Annotated in this window: 15 protein-coding genes, 1 pseudogene and 1 riboswitch; of the genes and pseudogenes, 13 read left to right on the top strand and 3 right to left on the bottom strand. The window is 35.8% G+C overall.

Translation table 11 applies throughout. From position 1 onward, the window contains the following. Window positions 1-130 precede the first annotated feature (130 nt). From FG390_RS10355 to FG390_RS10325, 7 genes are all read left to right on the top strand, one after another. Complete coding sequence (locus tag FG390_RS10355) at window positions 131-463, top strand: PadR family transcriptional regulator (RefSeq protein ID WP_141190964.1); 333 nt, start codon at window positions 131-133, stop codon at window positions 461-463. Next, on the top strand, window positions 450-1,001 hold the full coding sequence (locus FG390_RS10350; protein ID WP_181406461.1) for an HAAS signaling domain-containing protein: 552 nt from the start codon (window positions 450-452) through the stop codon (window positions 999-1,001). The genes FG390_RS10355 and FG390_RS10350 overlap by 14 nt, the downstream gene beginning before the upstream one ends. Further along, the gene (locus tag FG390_RS10345) at window positions 1,001-1,885 is read left to right on the top strand and encodes a DUF4097 family beta strand repeat-containing protein (protein WP_141190962.1); all 885 of its coding nucleotides are present in this window, start codon (window positions 1,001-1,003) and stop codon (window positions 1,883-1,885) included. The genes FG390_RS10350 and FG390_RS10345 overlap by 1 nt, the downstream gene beginning before the upstream one ends. 169 nt (window positions 1,886-2,054) lie before the next feature. Next, a complete protein-coding gene (locus FG390_RS10340) occupies window positions 2,055-3,575 on the top strand; it encodes an FAD-dependent oxidoreductase (RefSeq protein ID WP_141190961.1) in 1,521 nt (506 codons plus the stop codon). A gap of 484 nt (window positions 3,576-4,059) precedes the next feature. Continuing rightward, window positions 4,060-4,995 (top strand): permease, encoded by a 936-nt coding sequence (locus FG390_RS10335; RefSeq protein ID WP_141190960.1) that lies wholly within the window; start codon window positions 4,060-4,062, stop codon window positions 4,993-4,995. A gap of 42 nt (window positions 4,996-5,037) precedes the next feature. Further along, entirely contained in the window at window positions 5,038-5,886 is an 849-nt protein-coding gene (locus FG390_RS10330; protein WP_141190959.1) for a TIGR03943 family putative permease subunit, read from the top strand. A 500-nt stretch (window positions 5,887-6,386) separates the two neighbouring features. Beyond that, window positions 6,387-6,800, top strand: coding sequence for a hypothetical protein (locus tag FG390_RS10325; protein ID WP_141190958.1), 414 nt, complete (start codon window positions 6,387-6,389; stop codon window positions 6,798-6,800). An 89-nt stretch (window positions 6,801-6,889) separates the two neighbouring features. Here FG390_RS10325 and FG390_RS10320 read toward each other — a convergent pair whose 3' ends face one another. Next, the gene (locus FG390_RS10320) at window positions 6,890-7,294 is read right to left on the bottom strand and encodes a YndA family protein (protein ID WP_141190957.1); all 405 of its coding nucleotides are present in this window, start codon (window positions 7,292-7,294) and stop codon (window positions 6,890-6,892) included. A gap of 444 nt (window positions 7,295-7,738) precedes the next feature. Here FG390_RS10320 and FG390_RS10315 point away from each other — a divergent pair. After that, window positions 7,739-8,504: pseudogene (locus tag FG390_RS10315) on the top strand (acetoin reductase). Window positions 8,505-8,988: 484 nt separating this feature from the next. Here the strand turns inward: FG390_RS10315 and FG390_RS10310 are convergent. Then, entirely contained in the window at window positions 8,989-10,035 is a 1,047-nt protein-coding gene (locus tag FG390_RS10310) for a 2,3-butanediol dehydrogenase (RefSeq protein ID WP_141190956.1), read from the bottom strand. 678 nt (window positions 10,036-10,713) lie between these two features. Between FG390_RS10310 and FG390_RS10305 the strand changes: the two genes are divergently transcribed. Next, window positions 10,714-11,229 (top strand): type 1 glutamine amidotransferase domain-containing protein, encoded by a 516-nt coding sequence (locus tag FG390_RS10305; protein WP_141190955.1) that lies wholly within the window; start codon window positions 10,714-10,716, stop codon window positions 11,227-11,229. A 54-nt stretch (window positions 11,230-11,283) separates the two neighbouring features. Here FG390_RS10305 and FG390_RS10300 read toward each other — a convergent pair whose 3' ends face one another. Next, the gene (locus FG390_RS10300) at window positions 11,284-12,045 is read right to left on the bottom strand and encodes an arginase family protein (protein WP_141190954.1); all 762 of its coding nucleotides are present in this window, start codon (window positions 12,043-12,045) and stop codon (window positions 11,284-11,286) included. 141 nt (window positions 12,046-12,186) lie between these two features. Further along, a riboswitch (TPP riboswitch) is annotated at window positions 12,187-12,295 on the top strand. 326 nt (window positions 12,296-12,621) lie between these two features. On the opposite strand from FG390_RS10300, the gene thiW reads away from it, so the two are divergent. The 4 genes from thiW to thiE are packed head-to-tail and all read left to right on the top strand — an operon-like array spanning window position 12,622 to window position 15,380. Further along, on the top strand, window positions 12,622-13,155 hold the full coding sequence (gene thiW, locus FG390_RS10295) for an energy coupling factor transporter S component ThiW (RefSeq protein ID WP_141190953.1): 534 nt from the start codon (window positions 12,622-12,624) through the stop codon (window positions 13,153-13,155). Continuing rightward, on the top strand, window positions 13,124-13,915 hold the full coding sequence (thiD, locus tag FG390_RS10290; protein WP_141190952.1) for a bifunctional hydroxymethylpyrimidine kinase/phosphomethylpyrimidine kinase: 792 nt from the start codon (window positions 13,124-13,126) through the stop codon (window positions 13,913-13,915). Before thiW ends, thiD begins: the two co-directional genes overlap by 32 nt. Window positions 13,916-13,936: 21 nt before the next feature. After that, on the top strand, window positions 13,937-14,743 hold the full coding sequence (gene thiM / locus FG390_RS10285) for a hydroxyethylthiazole kinase (RefSeq protein ID WP_219995057.1): 807 nt from the start codon (window positions 13,937-13,939) through the stop codon (window positions 14,741-14,743). Then, window positions 14,736-15,380 (top strand): thiamine phosphate synthase, encoded by a 645-nt coding sequence (thiE, locus tag FG390_RS10280; RefSeq protein ID WP_141190950.1) that lies wholly within the window; start codon window positions 14,736-14,738, stop codon window positions 15,378-15,380. The genes thiM and thiE overlap by 8 nt, the downstream gene beginning before the upstream one ends. The last annotated feature ends 24 nt before the right edge of the window (window positions 15,381-15,404 follow it).

Raw genomic sequence — 15,404 nt, 5'->3', positions numbered from 1 at the left:
AATGTATATTAATTAGTACCTTGCATTAATCAGTAGCATATCATATAATAAATGAGTCATTAAAGTATGTTTAATTAAGTACTGAATATAATTCAATAGCGGATAAAATATACTAGAGAGGATGTTAAAGTTGAATGTTCAGTTTAAGAAAGGTGTTCTGGAACTGTGTGTCATGATCTTAATCTCGAAGAAAGATCAATACGGCTATGAGTTAGCTCAGAACATAGCGAGCCGTATCGAGGTGGCTGAAGGAACTCTTTATCCACTCTTACGCCGATTGACCAAAGAAGAATATTTGACAACGTATCTATCTGAATCAACAGAAGGACCACCGAGAAAATACTATTCATTAACGGATAAAGGAAATCTCTATATGAAAGATTTAATTACAGAATGGCATCAATTTGCTGAAGCTGTGAATGAGTTTATTGAGGAAGGAGTCTCGTCTAATGAAGAAAAATGATTTTATGACACAACTTAGTCTAAATTTGAGGCATATACCTGAAGTGGAGAGGCAAGATATTCTTGATGATATGAATGAGCACTTTGCCATCGGATTAGAAAATGGAAAAACGGAAGAAGAAATTATTGATGAATTAGGAACCCCAATAGAAATTGCTAAGGAATTTTTAGAGGATACAAGGTTTATAAAAGAAGAGAAAAAAAGATCCGCTTCTTGGGGAACGAGAAGTATTCTATCTGCCATAGGCTTACTATTTATTAATCTCATCTTTGTTGTAGGTCCTCTTTGTGCCATTATCGGTGTATATTTTGGCTTATGCGCGACTGCTTTTGGTTTTATTCTAAGTCCGTTGGCGATTATATTAACTTTTTTTCAAGGTGATATCAGTCAGTTTGTTTTAACGTTATTTAGTTCAATGGCTCTATTTGGTATAGGAATATTGTTTGGAATAGGATTGATAAAGATTGGAAAATGGGGCTATTTTATTTTAATGAAATATTTCAAATTTAATATAAGGGTTATTCGAGGTGATAAATAATGATGAAAAAACTGATCTATATATCTATTGTCTGTATTGTTATTGGTCTGATAGGATTTGGAATTTCTTTTAAAGTATTCGGATTATCAGGAGCAAATTCAATTTACAAACAAAAGAAAATAGATGGACAGACCATTAATCAAATCAGTATCGAATCGAATTCAGTAGACGTTCATCTTTTACCCACATCGGGGCATGAAATTACCGCAACTGTAAGTGGGAAGATGAATAAGAATTATTTAAAAAATGTAGTGTTTGAAATGAAAAAAGAAGGCGACACAGCAAAGATTTTAATCAAGCAGAAAGAATTCTTTGTTATTAATTTTGGTTTTAATCATGCTACATTAAATATTAAAGTGCCAAAAAGAATATATAATAAGCTATCTTTGCATTCATCCTCGGGTGATATAAAATTAGATAATATGAGGGCACAAGAACTTGAATTAATTGAATCTAGTGGTGATTGTCTGATAAATCAATCAGACATATTGGAAAAAGCATATTTAAAAGCATCTAGTGGCGATCTTATGATAAGTAAAAGTCAAGCTAAACACTTTCGAGTTATTTCATCCTCGGGTGATGTAGTCATGAATAATACGAAAGGCAGTATCGAATCAGAAAGTACGAGTGGAGATATAGCACTTAAAAATCATACGATAACAGGCAATGTAATCACACGAGCTTCAAGTGGTGATGTGACAATGATATTCCATAATCCAGAGTCATTGGCTTTAAATTATAGAGGTTCCTCAGGGGATGGAGTGTCAGCAATTCAAAAGATGAATTACCAAGAAAAAAGTGAACATAGAATTATTGGAAAAACAGGTGGAGGGAAATACCTTGTTCATGTAAGAACCTCGTCAGGGGATTTTTATATAAAATAAGGCCATACAATAATATTAAATTAAAAAGCAAGCAAAGACTCGAATCTTTGTTTGCTTTTTTTGTTTATCATTTAAATGAAATAAAATGAATAGATTCCCCTCTTGATTGTCTACACTGAAGTGAGAAACAGTGAATTAATGGGTAAAAGAGAAAAAAGGAGGTTTTTAGATGTCTGAGGATGGGCATTCATTTGATGAAAAATTATCAAGCTATTGGTTGGAAACGTGTCAAATACCGAGCTTTCCATCGTTAAAAGAAGATATACAAGCAGATGTGACAGTTGTGGGCGGTGGTATTAGCGGGGTCTTAACAGCGTATAGATTAGCTAAAGAAGGTGTTAAGGTTGTTCTTCTAGAAGCCAATAAATTACTTCATGGTACAACAGGGCACACAACAGCAAAGGTTACGGCTCAACATGGTCTGATCTATGATGAATTTATCCAACACTTTGGAGTTGAAAAAACAATGCAATATGTTGACTCTAATATTGAAGCAATAAATTGGATTAAAGAAATGATTAAAACCGATCACATTGATTGTGATTACCAAGAACAGGATGCGATAATATATGCCACAACGAAGCAAACAGATGATTTATTAAAGAAAGAGTATAAGGCATACCAACAGTTAGGGATTGAAAGTGAGTGGCTAACCACATTACCTATTCGTGTTCCTGTTATCTCAGCACTAAGTATGAAAGGTCAAATGCAATTCCATCCAATCAAATTTCTTGTCCATATGATTCAAGAAATGACAAAGCTGGGTGGGCTTATTTTTGAAAATACGGTCGTCAATAGTGTCGATACAGAACCTTCGATAAAGGTGAAAACCCAGTCTGGTTTCGAAGTGACAACAAATAATGTGGTTTTTTGCACACATGTTCCATATTTCGTGAAAGGTCAATATTATGCCAAATTATTTCCTTATCGATCTTATTTAGTGGCTACTCGAGTAAGTGATGAGTATCCAGGTGGAATGTATTACACTCCAGATGATGGAACAAGGTCAATACGTTCAACAACTCATGATGGAGAAACTATTGTGTTTTTTGGAGGAGACGGTCATAAAGCGGGACAAGATAAGGCAGAAAATCGGCATTACGATAATCTTCTCAGTTTCGGAAGATCTGTATTTAATATTCAAGAAGAATATCAAAGCTGGTCTGCTCAAGACAATGAAACATTGGATAAGATCCCTTACATTGGATTGGTAAATTCGAAACAACATAACATATATATTGAAACAGGATACAGAAAATGGGGTATGACTTTGTCTACTGTAGCATCTAAGCTAATTAGTGATCTTATTTTAGGCAAAGAAAATCCTTATAAAGATCTTTATAGCCCAGAACGTTTTTATGCCGATCCTTCAATTAAAAAGTTTATTCAAGAAAATGCTAACGTAGCGGCTGAATTAATCAAAGGCAAACTTCCAAAGAAAACGAAATCAGTTGATGAGCTTCAACCAGGAGAAGGTGCAAATGTTGTCATAAACGGGAAAAAATGCGGAGCCTATAAGGATAAAGATGGTCAAATGTTTATAGTAGATACAACATGTACACATCTAGGGTGTGAAGTACAATGGAATCACCATGATCAAACATGGGATTGTCCGTGTCACGGATCTCGATTTTTGCCAAATGGAGAGGTTATGGAAGGACCAGCCAAAAAACCTTTAAATAAAAAATAATGATTCAATTTTAGAAAGCCCACATATGGTATGGTGAGGCTTTTTATTTTTGTTTAAAGAGGTTGTTCAAAAAGTCAACAAATGATAAGCTACGAATCTTGGCGCCCACTCGTTTTTCCGGTCCTCATGTAGTGTAATATAAGAGGATCGCTGGCTAAAATCGCTCATGTCCTGTGGTTGGCTCCTGAAGCTACCACATCATGTGGAATGCCGGTCCTCAGGAACTGCCCGCTCTTATCTTCCGACGCCCAGGACGGGCTAGTACAGGCGTTTCTTGCAGGATGCCAGCGTACTTAGCCAGTAACCCTTTTCGTTTATCGCCTTTTTGAACACGCACTTAAAGGGTTATGATGTCATTTTGAAAAATTTACATATAATCTTTTTTCAATCATAAATATGTTAAAATAAGTCTTGTTTTTATTTTGGTTACTTTGATTTCTTGTTTGATTATGGACAAGTTTGTAAATGATTGGGGAGAAATGTATTGATCAGTCAGTCTTTTCTACAACTTAATACGATTTTTATTAGTATTCTGATAGAAGCAATCCCTTTTGTTGTGATTGGCGTCTTTATTTCAGCTTTTATACAAATGTTTATCAGTGAAAATATGTTATCAAGAATTATTCCAAAAAATCGGTATGCTTCGGTCGTGATGGGGACGTGCATGGGGGCTTTATTTCCGGCGTGTGAATGTGGTATTGTTCCCATAACAGAACGTTTAGTTAAAAAGCGTGTACCCCTTCATTCAGCTATCGCCTTTATGCTTGCTGGCCCAATTATTAATCCTGTCGTAATATTTGCTACATACGTAGCCTTTGGGAATAGTTGGCAGATGGTTATTTATCGGTGTGGTTTAGCCATTGTAGTTTCTATATTTGTAGGGATAATGGTTTCTTTTATATTTAAAGAGGATCAGTTAAAAAAGTTTATTGATCAAAAGTTAAAGAAATATCGTGATCACCATGACTATTATGGTCATCATCATGATCATGACCATCACCACGAACATTCAAAACCTACTATTCTAGCAAAAATTAAAGGAACATTTGATCATGCGATTGATGAGTTTTTTTCAGTGGGAAAGTATCTTGTTTTCGGTGCCTTTATCGCATCTACTTTGCAGACCTATGTTAAAACAAGTACATTGTTAACATTCGGAGACACAAAAGTCATGGCGATACTTGTCATGATCGTACTCGCATTTATTATGTCACTTTGTTCTGAGGCTGACGCATTTGTTGCTTCATCATTTAGAGGAACCTTTGGACCAAGTGCATTAACAGCGTTTCTGGTTTTTGGCGCGATGGTGGATATTAAAAATCTTATTATGATGTTAAGTACATTCAAAAAACGATTTGTAGTGACGTTAATCTTTCTAATAACATTAAGTGTGTTTGTAGGCGCTCTGTTTATCGGTTAATTTACTCTCACTTCATGCATAATTTTTCAAAGGATGATGAATATGTTTCGCATCATAATTTTATTTGGATTTACGTATCTTTTTTTACATCTTCATTTAACTGGAGACATTAGTAAATATATTAATATGAAATATTCCTATCTATCGTTTACCATGATTTTTGTACTGGGCTTTCTAACGGTTTATCAAATTATTAAGTGGAATAACGAAGGAAATCATAAGCACGAGCATCATCATGATATAGATTGTGGTCATGATCACTCAAAAGATGAAAATACATGGTATAAAAAAGTTGTTGTCTATGGTTTGTTATTATTCCCGCTTGTGACGGGAACTTTTCTACCAATAGCGACATTGGATTCAAATGTTGTCAAAGCTAAAGGATTTCACTTTGCGGAAATTGATAATGATAAAGACCAATACGCAAATCATCAAATCTTGCGTCCAAACACGAGTCTATACTATGGCAGTGATGAGTATCGAAAAATGTTAGCGTCTGATTTGAAAAAATATAGTGCTAAAAATAATCTGTACTTAGATGATGATAATTTCCTAAGAGCATTAGAAACCATTTATAACTATCCAGGTAATTTTTCGAATAAGCAAGTGTCGATTGAGGGTTTCGTTTACCATGGGGATTCATTGAAAAAAAATCAATTATTCTTATTCCGTTTTGGCATCATCCATTGTATTGCTGACGCAGGAGTATTCGGCATGATGGTGGATTTTCCACAAAACGTATCCTATAACGACGATGAATGGATTAGAGCAGAAGGAACACTTTCAACAATTTATTATCAACCATTTAAACAAACGATTCCTTATTTAAAAGTGACAAAATGGCAAAAGGTCGATAAACCTAAAAACCCTTATGCTTATCGTAAATATTGATTAATAGAAAAAACAGTCCTATTACGGGCTGTTTTATACAACTTAAACAGATATACTAAATCAATATAACTCTATAATCAACAACTCTCATAATACTTTTGATTAGTGAGTTTTTTTATTTAAACCCTAGATTATTCATAGCTGAATCCAATTCCTTGGAAAACACGATTAAATCAACAAATAATTCATATTTGATTTTCACTAAATAAGTGAAAAGGAGCCCTTCCTTTGATATTGTATAAGTAACCACACCAACACAATTCAAAGAGGACTCCATAATGAAAAGTGTAATAGAAAAGTCACTTAACTTCAACAAAAGAATTAAGGTTAATTTTGATGGTGGGAACTTAACCTCAGACTCAATTAATGGGGAATTTCCTTTAAAAAATTAAACTATGAATAATTCAGGTTAAACTAATATTTGAGAGAACTACTATTGTATAAATGCTTGCTTACCTGAATACTAATAAAATAACCAGTAAAAAAGGAGGGAAAATAAAATGATAAGAAATAAAATAGTTTTAGGAAGTATTATCCTATCCTGTGTAATTGGTTTATCTATTGCCGTCTATTTACAATTCAACATACCTGCATCTGCTAAAAATACAATCAATAAACCAAAAGTGGTGACACAGCAAGATCAACGAAATATTTCATCTATGGAAAGAAAAGTGTATAAATCAAACTTTTTAAATAAAGTTTCAGAAGAATTAAAAACAAATGGTTATCGACCTACAGGGGCTGCAACCTTTGAATATGACGTTAATAAAAAAACGATAACTATTTTGCTAGATAAAAATCAAAAAATAACCGGTCAAAAAAAAGAAGATATATCCAATATAGTAAATAACGTGGCATCAAAAAATAAATTAGGATCATTTATAGTTAAAACTCAATATGTTCAATTGAAATAATCTTGGTTTAAATTTTAGTATAAATTTAAAAATCAATCACTAACTAATCAACAATAAAGTTCAGATTAGTGTGATTACCTTTTTTATAATTAATCTTCGATGGTTATTACAACGTTGTCATTAAAACTTGCAGTTGATTTAACATAAAATTCAGCCAAATGATTCGAGCCATCTTTGTAAAAGTCAGCGTCAATTTTACTGAAACAAAATCTTGTTGTTTGTGTACTGTTCGAATTCCAGTAATTCATTTCAGGAAGAACTGGATCATCAACACTATCTCCTGAACCGTTGTCCGAATATAACCGTAGAGACACATAGTTGTAAGCATTAACTCCATTAATACATACTCTTACATCGCCACCACCTGAATAGGCAATTGGTGTTCTACCTCCATTAGCATTAATTGTACCTTGATAAATAATATCCCATTCACCAGCACCATTTAGTGGGGGTTGCTCACTTGCAAAAGAAACAGATGGGATAGACAATAACATTAAGAATCCTATCATAATTAAACTTAATTTACTCCTATAATTTCTCTCTCTCCTTTTTCTTCTAGTTGAATATATATTTGACATTTATACTTATAAAACCTCTATTTTTTTAGATTTATATTAGAAGATACTGAAAATTAATATAAAACGTCTAAATGAAAGTCTACATACGTGGGATTTTTTGATGAATGACACAAAAGTATTAACATATAAATTGTAATAGTGTATAGAATCTGAGTCGATTCAGTGCAGAAAAATATGAAACAATAATCCTTTGATTCGCGAACGACGGATTCAATGTTGTTATCAATAATGTTAAATATGGGAAGTTGTCAGAGAAATTTTTTTCATAGGGGAAATTAGATTATCTAGAATATAAACTAAAGGTATTAAAAATAGCTTATAGTCCATTGTCTTTTTACCAACTAGAAGGAGGAATTTAACATGAGTACCGATGTAAAAACAGCCATTGTAACAGGTTCAGCGCAAGGAATAGGAAAAGCAATAGCCCTTAGATTAGCGAATGACGGATTCAATGTTGTTATCAATGATGTTAACATGGACAAGACAGAGGCAGTTTCCAAAGAAATTTCCTCGTTAGGTAGAGAGAGTATAGCCGTTAAAGCAGATGTAAGTAACCGTGATGAGGTTTTCCATCATGTAGATGAAACGGTTAATAAGTTTGGTAGGTTAGATGTTTACGTTTCTAATGCTGGAATTACTCAAATAAAACCCATTCTTAATGTAACAGAAGAAGACTTAGAAAAATATTTAGAATAAATGTATTTGGTACATTATAAGGACTCCAAGCAGCAGCTGAACAAATGAAAAAAAAGTGGTAAAATTATTAATGCAGCAAGTATTGCATCACATAAAGCTTTCAGGTACTTGGAACTTATTCAATGACAAAATATGCTGTTAGAGGCCTAATGCAAGTTGCTGCTCAAGAACTTGCACAGTATGGAATTACAGTGAATTCTTATTGCCCTGGAACTTTCGGGACGAGTATGTGGGATGTTATTGATAAAAAATGGGATGGTACATGAATGTACCACGTGGTGAAACACTAAGGCAATACAGTGAAGAAATAACACTTGGACGTTGAAAAGCCAGAAGATGTAGTTAATTTCGTTTCATATCTCACGTCTAATGACTCTGATTACATGACCGGCAGTCCGTACTGATAGATGGCGGAATATTGTTTAGTTAACCAATTTTATTTTGAAATGCAAAAAGGCTCATACTTCCTGTACTGCACCCTAAAAGTTAATTTTTAGGTCTAACTTTCGGGGTGCACATTAGCCTACAGTCTTTTTTATTTTAAAATAAAGAGTAAAAGAATCAGTCGGGTAAGAATTTCCGCTGCGGGTGGATGCTTTGCGCGGGAGTTACTGCCATAAATTTAAAGAAAAACTAGCGACTTGGACACGGCAAGTTGTTTGAGTACTAGTTGATTGAAGCGGAAGGCGCTTGACTCCTGGGGGATTAGCGTTACAGACGAGACCCCGCAGGAGCTTGCGACGAGGAGGCTCGGCGAACGCCCCCCGGAAAGCAAGCGCCTGAAGCGGAAATCAACCTTTTCTCCTACCATTCATATACAAAAATTGACAAAAGGCACCGAAGAGCGTGCTCTCGATACCTTTTGTCGACAATCTAAAGGCTCATGCTTCAAAGCATGAGCCTTTTTAATGAGATTAAGAATGTTTAGGTTCAACTAAAATTTTAACTTGACTTTTTTCTTTAACAAGAGCGCCAAAACCTTCTTCAATGAGGTCATCAAGTACGATTTTTTTAGTCACCAATTTATCCGCTGAAAAATATCCTTGTTCCATTAGAGAGAGGACAGCAGGAAAGACGTTTCGATAACCAATGATTCCTTTTACTGTACGTTCTTTAATAACGATATCGTTTGGAAGGATTTCTGCTCCTTTTTCCCAAATAGAGACAATGACTGTTTCACCAGAAATACCAGTCGATTGGATGGCTTGGCGTAAAACTACAGGTACACCCGTAACTTCAAAAGCTACATCGACTCCGCCATCTGTAAGTCTAGCAATCTCAGCGACCGTATCGTCGACCTTACTTGGATCGACAATCGTTGCGCCTAATTCTTCTGCTTTCGCTTGTCGTTCTGGTGAAAGTTCGACGGCATATATCGTAGATGCACCCGCTGCTCTAAGTGCTTCAATGACTAAAAGACCGATTGGTCCACAACCGAATACGGCAGCTTTGTCACCTGCTTTGATTTTACTAGAACGAACAGCATACAAAGCAACAGCGGAAGGTTCTACTAAAGCACCTTGTTCATAGGAAACATGATCCGGCAATTTGAAGACAAGTTCTTCATCAACGGAAACGTATTCTGAAAAACCTCCGCCTCCACCAGCTAAACCAAGAAAGCCCATATCTTTATCAAGGTTATAAGCACCTTGATGACCATGAGTGGCAAATATAGGTTCAACAGTCACACGATCGCCGATTTTAAAATTATTAACACCTTCGCCTACCTCAACGATTTCACCTGAAAACTCATGTCCCATTGTGACAGGAGCTACTTCATGTGTTAGGGGATGAGGTTCACCAACAGGAATAAAAATTGGGCCGCCTAAATATTCGTGTAGATCACTACCACATATACCACACCATTTTATTTGAATTTTCACTTTTCCTGGTGCTACTTTTGGTTCTTCGATGTCTTCGATTCGAATGTCTTTTTGGTTATGCCATCTTGCAGCTTTCATACCTAATCACTCCTATTATGTTTTATGTTTTTGAGAGCGAGTTTACACATGAAAAAGCAAATTCACAAAGTTGTCACTTTTATAAAGAAGCCAGGTCATAATACGTTATATAATAGTGTTATGGATATTTCCCGATATCCTTAACTGCATGGAGGGCACAAATTGTTACACCCTCATAAGTGGTATAGCGCTAACCACACCATTTTTAAAATGTTGAAAGTCTTAAGTAATGATAAAGAACAAATACGGTAAGCGTTTACAAAAACGTATTACATATAAAAAGTCTGTAAAACCCAGCCCGATTATAATTTACTTTCATGCTCTTCATATAGTAAACTTTTCCTAGCTCTATTACATATTATAACTCTATTTTATTTTTATGAATATAAATTTGCTTAAAAAAATAGTTCTATAAGTGCGTGTTCAAAAAGGAAGCAAATTAGAAGCAAGAAGATCAAGGCGGCGCCGTTTTGAAGACCGGAATGTAGGTTTTTACTACATGAGGACTGGAATAAGCAAGCGGGCGCCGAGATTTGTAGCTTATCATTTGGTGACTTTTTGAACAACCTCTATAAAATGAAAACCCTTTCTTTGTGGAATTATATCCCTAAATTAGGTTTTATTATTGTTCAAAAGGGTATAATATCCCTGTGACAAAATCAAAGGAGGGTTTTATTCGTGGGGAAAAGAATAGCAGTTCCTTTAACCAATGAATTTGAAGACTCGGAATTTACAGAACCTGCTAAAGCATATAAAGAGGCAGGGCATGAAGTTGTTGTTATTGAAAATCAAAAAGGAGCATCTATCACTGGTAAACATGGTACAAAAGTTCAAGTTGATCTGTCCATAGATGAAGCAAAGCCAGAAGACTTCGATGCTTTATTTATACCAGGCGGATTCTCACCTGACATTTTGAGGGCAGATGATCGTTTTGTTGCCTTTGTAAAAGCTTTTATGGATGATATGAAACCAGTGTTTGCCATTTGTCATGGTCCACAATTACTTATTACAGCAGAAACTCTTAAAGGCAGAGGTGCTACAGGTTATAAATCAATTGAAGTTGACTTGAAAAACGCTGGAGCTAACTTCCATGATACCGAAGTATTTGTATGTAAAAATCAGCTTGTCACAAGCCGAACACCTGACGATATTCCGGCTTTCAATCGAGAAAGTCTTAAATTATTGAGTGCGTAAAAATAACAAACTCCGAACAAGGGAACGTTCTCCCAAGTTCGGAGTTTTGTGTCATTAGACAGAAAGCAAAGTATGGATTAATTCTTGATTTGCCGCTTGATTTTTTTTGATAGCATATAGGGAGGAATATCGATAGGATTGCCCATCTAGATCTTTCCATTCACCACAAATATCTGCACCTAGCCATGTTTTATGATGAAGGAGATATGAAATTAATTTTTCAGCTTCTTGTAATTGTAACGTGCCTTGATCCCAATTTGTTTGAACAATGTCAGGAGAAAAAATATCTTTATCAATGCTAAGATAGATATACTCTGTTAAAATTGACTTCCCAAGGGTTTGAAGTTGATTTGATGTGAAATTAGGGAATATCTTGACTTTGTGTTTGATTGTTTTAGAAAGATATTTCGGCAAGGCTGTATGTGAACCTACAATGATTACTTGTTTTAAATTTGGGATGAGTCGCAAGGCATGATAAACCCAAGATCCACAAGACAAGAGATCGGGCACGAAACCTGGTTCGATGTCTGTATGATGGTCCATCAGAATGAGTGTAAAAGGTTCTTTAATATCAGCCATTAATGCTAGAGATACGTAATGATAATTACCGCTACCAATTAATGTGATTCCCTGGTGGTCATTTTGTTTAAGTATTCTCTCAATTTTTATTAAAGAATCATGTTCGCAGTACAGATTGGTCTGTTTTATGGTATTTAGGTTTAACCAACGATAGGGAAAGGTTTGCAGCAACTCTTTTTGTTGTTGATAGCATTCATCAAAATTTAAAACGGTAATCTTTTGACTAAATATAGCCATATGATCAAGACCTTTCAGAAAGTGCTATATAGCTATGAAGTTATCAATATAGTTTTAGTTTATTCCTTTCGTTTTGAATGTCAAAAAAATAATATTGAAATTTAGTTATTTATGTGTTAGTTTGATAGTAAAATTTAATCATGTTAGCAATAGGGGAGCTGGTAGTGCCCAGCTGAGAGTAAGACACAAGTCTTTGACCCTTGACCTGATCTGGATTATGCCAGCGTAGGGAACTTGTGATCAACTCGATGATTTATATGTTGATGTTTTTTTACATATGTAATCGCCAAGCGCAATCCTACATTGGAATGCGCTTTTTTAATTGCTTTAAGAGGTTGCTTTAAAAAGTCACCAAATGATAAGCTACGAATCTCGGCGCCCGCTTGTTTATTCCGGTTCTCATGTAGCAAAAAACTACATTCCGGTCCTCAAAACAGCGCCGCCTTGATCTTCTTGCTTCTAATTTGTCACCTTTTTGAACTCGCACTTTAAGTGACTCGTTGTTTTTGGCTAGTGATACCAACAATTTTGCGAAAACAGCCATTGTTTAAATACATATTGTGGAGGAGAAGTTCAATGTCAACGATACAAAAATTTTGTTATTCTGCGATTTTTATCGCTTTTGGTGTTATTACGAGTCAGTTAATTTATGTTCCAGTCGGTTTTGCGAAGGCTTTTCCAGTTCAGCATATCGTGAATGTGCTTTCGGCAATTATTCTTGGTCCTGGATATGCTGTCCTTAATGCCTTTTGTATTTCGCTTATCCGAAATATCTTTGGCGGCGGAACATTGTTTGCATTTCCTGGCAGCATGATTGGCGCTTTTATAGCTGGTATGGTTTATCTTAAAACGAAAAAGTATTGGCTAAGTGCTGTAGGTGAGGTATTTGGAACCGGAATTTTAGGGGCGCTTGCTTCGTTTCCAATCGCTAAATTCATCTATGGTCAACAAGTTGTCGCGACCTTTTACATTGTGCCATTTTTAGTTAGTACGAGTATTGGTAGTCTCATAGCTTATGTCATGATCAAACTTTTATCAACGAATCCAGCATTAACACGAATCATAGGAGGAAAGAAAAATGAAAACAGCACTAACGATAGCAGGTTCTGACTCAAGCGGTGGAGCAGGTATTCAAGCTGATTTAAAAACGTTTTCCGCTCATGGTGTCTATGGAATGAGTGTGATTGTTTCAATTACCGCGCAAAACACACAAAAAGTCGTCGAGGTTGAGGATTTATCGCCAAAAATCATAGGAGCACAATTGGATGCTGTGTTTTCTGACATAAAGGTAGATGCAGTGAAAATTGGTATGGTTTCTAACCCTGGAGCTATTGGAGTCATTGCTGAAAAACTGATTCAATACAAACCAAAGTTTGTCGTTCTTGATCCTGTCATGGTTTCGAAAAGCGGATATGATTTACTCAAACCTGAAGCGAGAAATAGCCTAATTGAAAAATTGTTGCCGCTTGCGACTGTTGTTACACCCAATTTATTTGAGGCAGAACGCTTGATCAATAAAAGAGAAATCACAACAATCGAGGGAATGAAAGAAGCAGCAAAACAAATCTATGCATTAGGACCACAAGCCGTTCTTATAAAAGGCGGACACTTAGAAGGAGATGCGATAGATGTTTTTTACGACGGAAAGCAATTTGAAACGTTTGAAGAAGAAAGAATTGAAACGAAGAATACACACGGGACAGGATGTACACTTTCTTCGGCCATTGCGAGTCATTTGGCAAAAGGAGAAACACTGCAAGAAGCAATAGAAGGAGCTAAGAAATATATTCAAGGAGCTATTCGTCATAGCCTGGCGATTGGTCGCGGCTCAGGTCCAACAAATCACTTTTTTCAATGGTTTGAGAAATAATTAAAATAGGGGATGGAAGTTATGACAACAACATTATTTGAACAATATACGAAAATTGAAGAAACACATCCACTTGTTCATCACATTACGAATACCGTAACCATTAATGATTGTGCTAATGCTACACTTGCTTTAGGAGGTAGGCCAGTTATGGCTGATAGCCCAAAAGAAACCGCAGAGATGGCGAAAGTTGCATCATCTTTGGTTATAAATATTGGAACCCTAACGGAAGATACCATTTTAGCGATGAAAGAAGCCGGGAAATCTGCCAATCAACATGGTGTTCCGGTCATTTTTGATCCAGTAGGGATTGGAGCAACTGCCTTTCGCAGGGAAACTGGTTTCGATATACTAAAGACTATTCATCCTTCTATCATATGCGGTAATATGTCAGAAATAAAAACACTCGCAGGTCTTGAGTCGAAAAGTCGTGGAGTGGATTCTGGCGATTCGATGGATGACGCTGATAAACTCGCTAAAGAACTTGCTAAGAAATATGAAACGGTCATTGCGATTACAGGACCTATTGATGTCGTTTCAGATGGAGAGAGAACAGTGAAATTGAAGAATGGTCACGAGCGTCTAGCAGATGTTACAGGTACTGGATGTATGACAAATTCACTTATAGCCACCTATGCAGGTGCTGGAAATACCCCGTTTGAATCAGCCATCTCAGGTATTCAAACCATGGGTATTTGCGGAGAAAAAGCAAACGAATGGTCTCGTGGTGTTAATGAAGGCATAGGGACTTTTAAAGTAAGACTATTTGATGCTTTTTCATTGCTATCAGAAGAGGATTTTTCCAGAGGTGTGATCGAATATGTCTAATTTAAACGTTGATTATCGTTTGTATTTGGTTACAGAAGCGTATCACCCAGATCAAGATGATGAGTATTTTCGTAAGGTCGAGTCTGCCCTTAAGGGCGGGGTCACACTGCTTCAATTTCGTGAGAAAAAAGCTTCATCTAAGATATTGTATGATGTTGCTAAGCGATTAAAACAGCTCGCTCATCATTATCAAGTTCCTTTTATAGTGAATGATCGGGTAGATGTGGCTCTCGCTGTTGATGCGGACGGTGTACATATTGGCCAAGATGATCTGCCTGCGGATTTTGTTAGAGAATTGATCGGACACGATAAAATTTTAGGTGTTTCAGCTGCAACGATAGATGAAGCAGTAAAAGCTGAGCATGATGGGGCAGATTATATAGGGGTTGGAGCTGTATTTCCAACTTCCTCGAAGTCAGATGCGACAGTCATTACCTCAGAGATGTTTCAAGCGATTCGAGAACGAGTAGATTTACCCATGGTCGCCATTGGAGGAATCACAATCGATAATGTGAAAGACTTAAAATCGTTCAATATTGACGGCATTGCTGTTATTTCAGCGATCTTAAGTCAAAAAGACTGTGAACAGGCTGCTAGACATCTCTTAGAAGTACAAATTAAATCTGAACAATATTGAAAAAAATGAGGCAGTTCATCATGA

Origin of the sequence: Terrilactibacillus laevilacticus (assembly GCF_006517395.1) — a bacterium.
GTDB lineage: Bacteria > Bacillota > Bacilli > Bacillales > Sporolactobacillaceae > Terrilactibacillus > Terrilactibacillus laevilacticus.
Note: the sequence above shows the minus strand (reverse complement) of the source record. Positions and strands in the feature narration are given on the sequence as shown.

Excerpts from the sequence above, each read along its gene's own strand:
- thiE (WP_141190950.1), top strand. The coding sequence starts at position 14,736 with ATGTCTAATTTAAACGTTGATTATCGTTTGTATTTGGTTACAGAAGCG.
- FG390_RS10310 (WP_141190956.1), bottom strand. The coding sequence starts at position 10,035 with ATGAAAGCTGCAAGATGGCATAACCAAAAAGACATTCGAATCGAAGAC.
- FG390_RS10345 (WP_141190962.1), top strand. The coding sequence starts at position 1,001 with ATGATGAAAAAACTGATCTATATATCTATTGTCTGTATTGTTATTGGT.
- thiW (WP_141190953.1), top strand. The coding sequence starts at position 12,622 with ATGTCAACGATACAAAAATTTTGTTATTCTGCGATTTTTATCGCTTTT.
- FG390_RS10325 (WP_141190958.1), top strand. The coding sequence starts at position 6,387 with ATGATAAGAAATAAAATAGTTTTAGGAAGTATTATCCTATCCTGTGTA.
- FG390_RS10320 (WP_141190957.1), bottom strand. The coding sequence starts at position 7,294 with ATGTTATTGTCTATCCCATCTGTTTCTTTTGCAAGTGAGCAACCCCCA.
- thiD (WP_141190952.1), top strand. The coding sequence starts at position 13,124 with ATGAAAACAGCACTAACGATAGCAGGTTCTGACTCAAGCGGTGGAGCA.
- FG390_RS10350 (WP_181406461.1), top strand. The coding sequence starts at position 450 with ATGAAGAAAAATGATTTTATGACACAACTTAGTCTAAATTTGAGGCAT.
- FG390_RS10330 (WP_141190959.1), top strand. The coding sequence starts at position 5,038 with ATGTTTCGCATCATAATTTTATTTGGATTTACGTATCTTTTTTTACAT.
- FG390_RS10340 (WP_141190961.1), top strand. The coding sequence starts at position 2,055 with ATGTCTGAGGATGGGCATTCATTTGATGAAAAATTATCAAGCTATTGG.
- FG390_RS10300 (WP_141190954.1), bottom strand. The coding sequence starts at position 12,045 with ATGGCTATATTTAGTCAAAAGATTACCGTTTTAAATTTTGATGAATGC.
- thiM (WP_219995057.1), top strand. The coding sequence starts at position 13,937 with ATGACAACAACATTATTTGAACAATATACGAAAATTGAAGAAACACAT.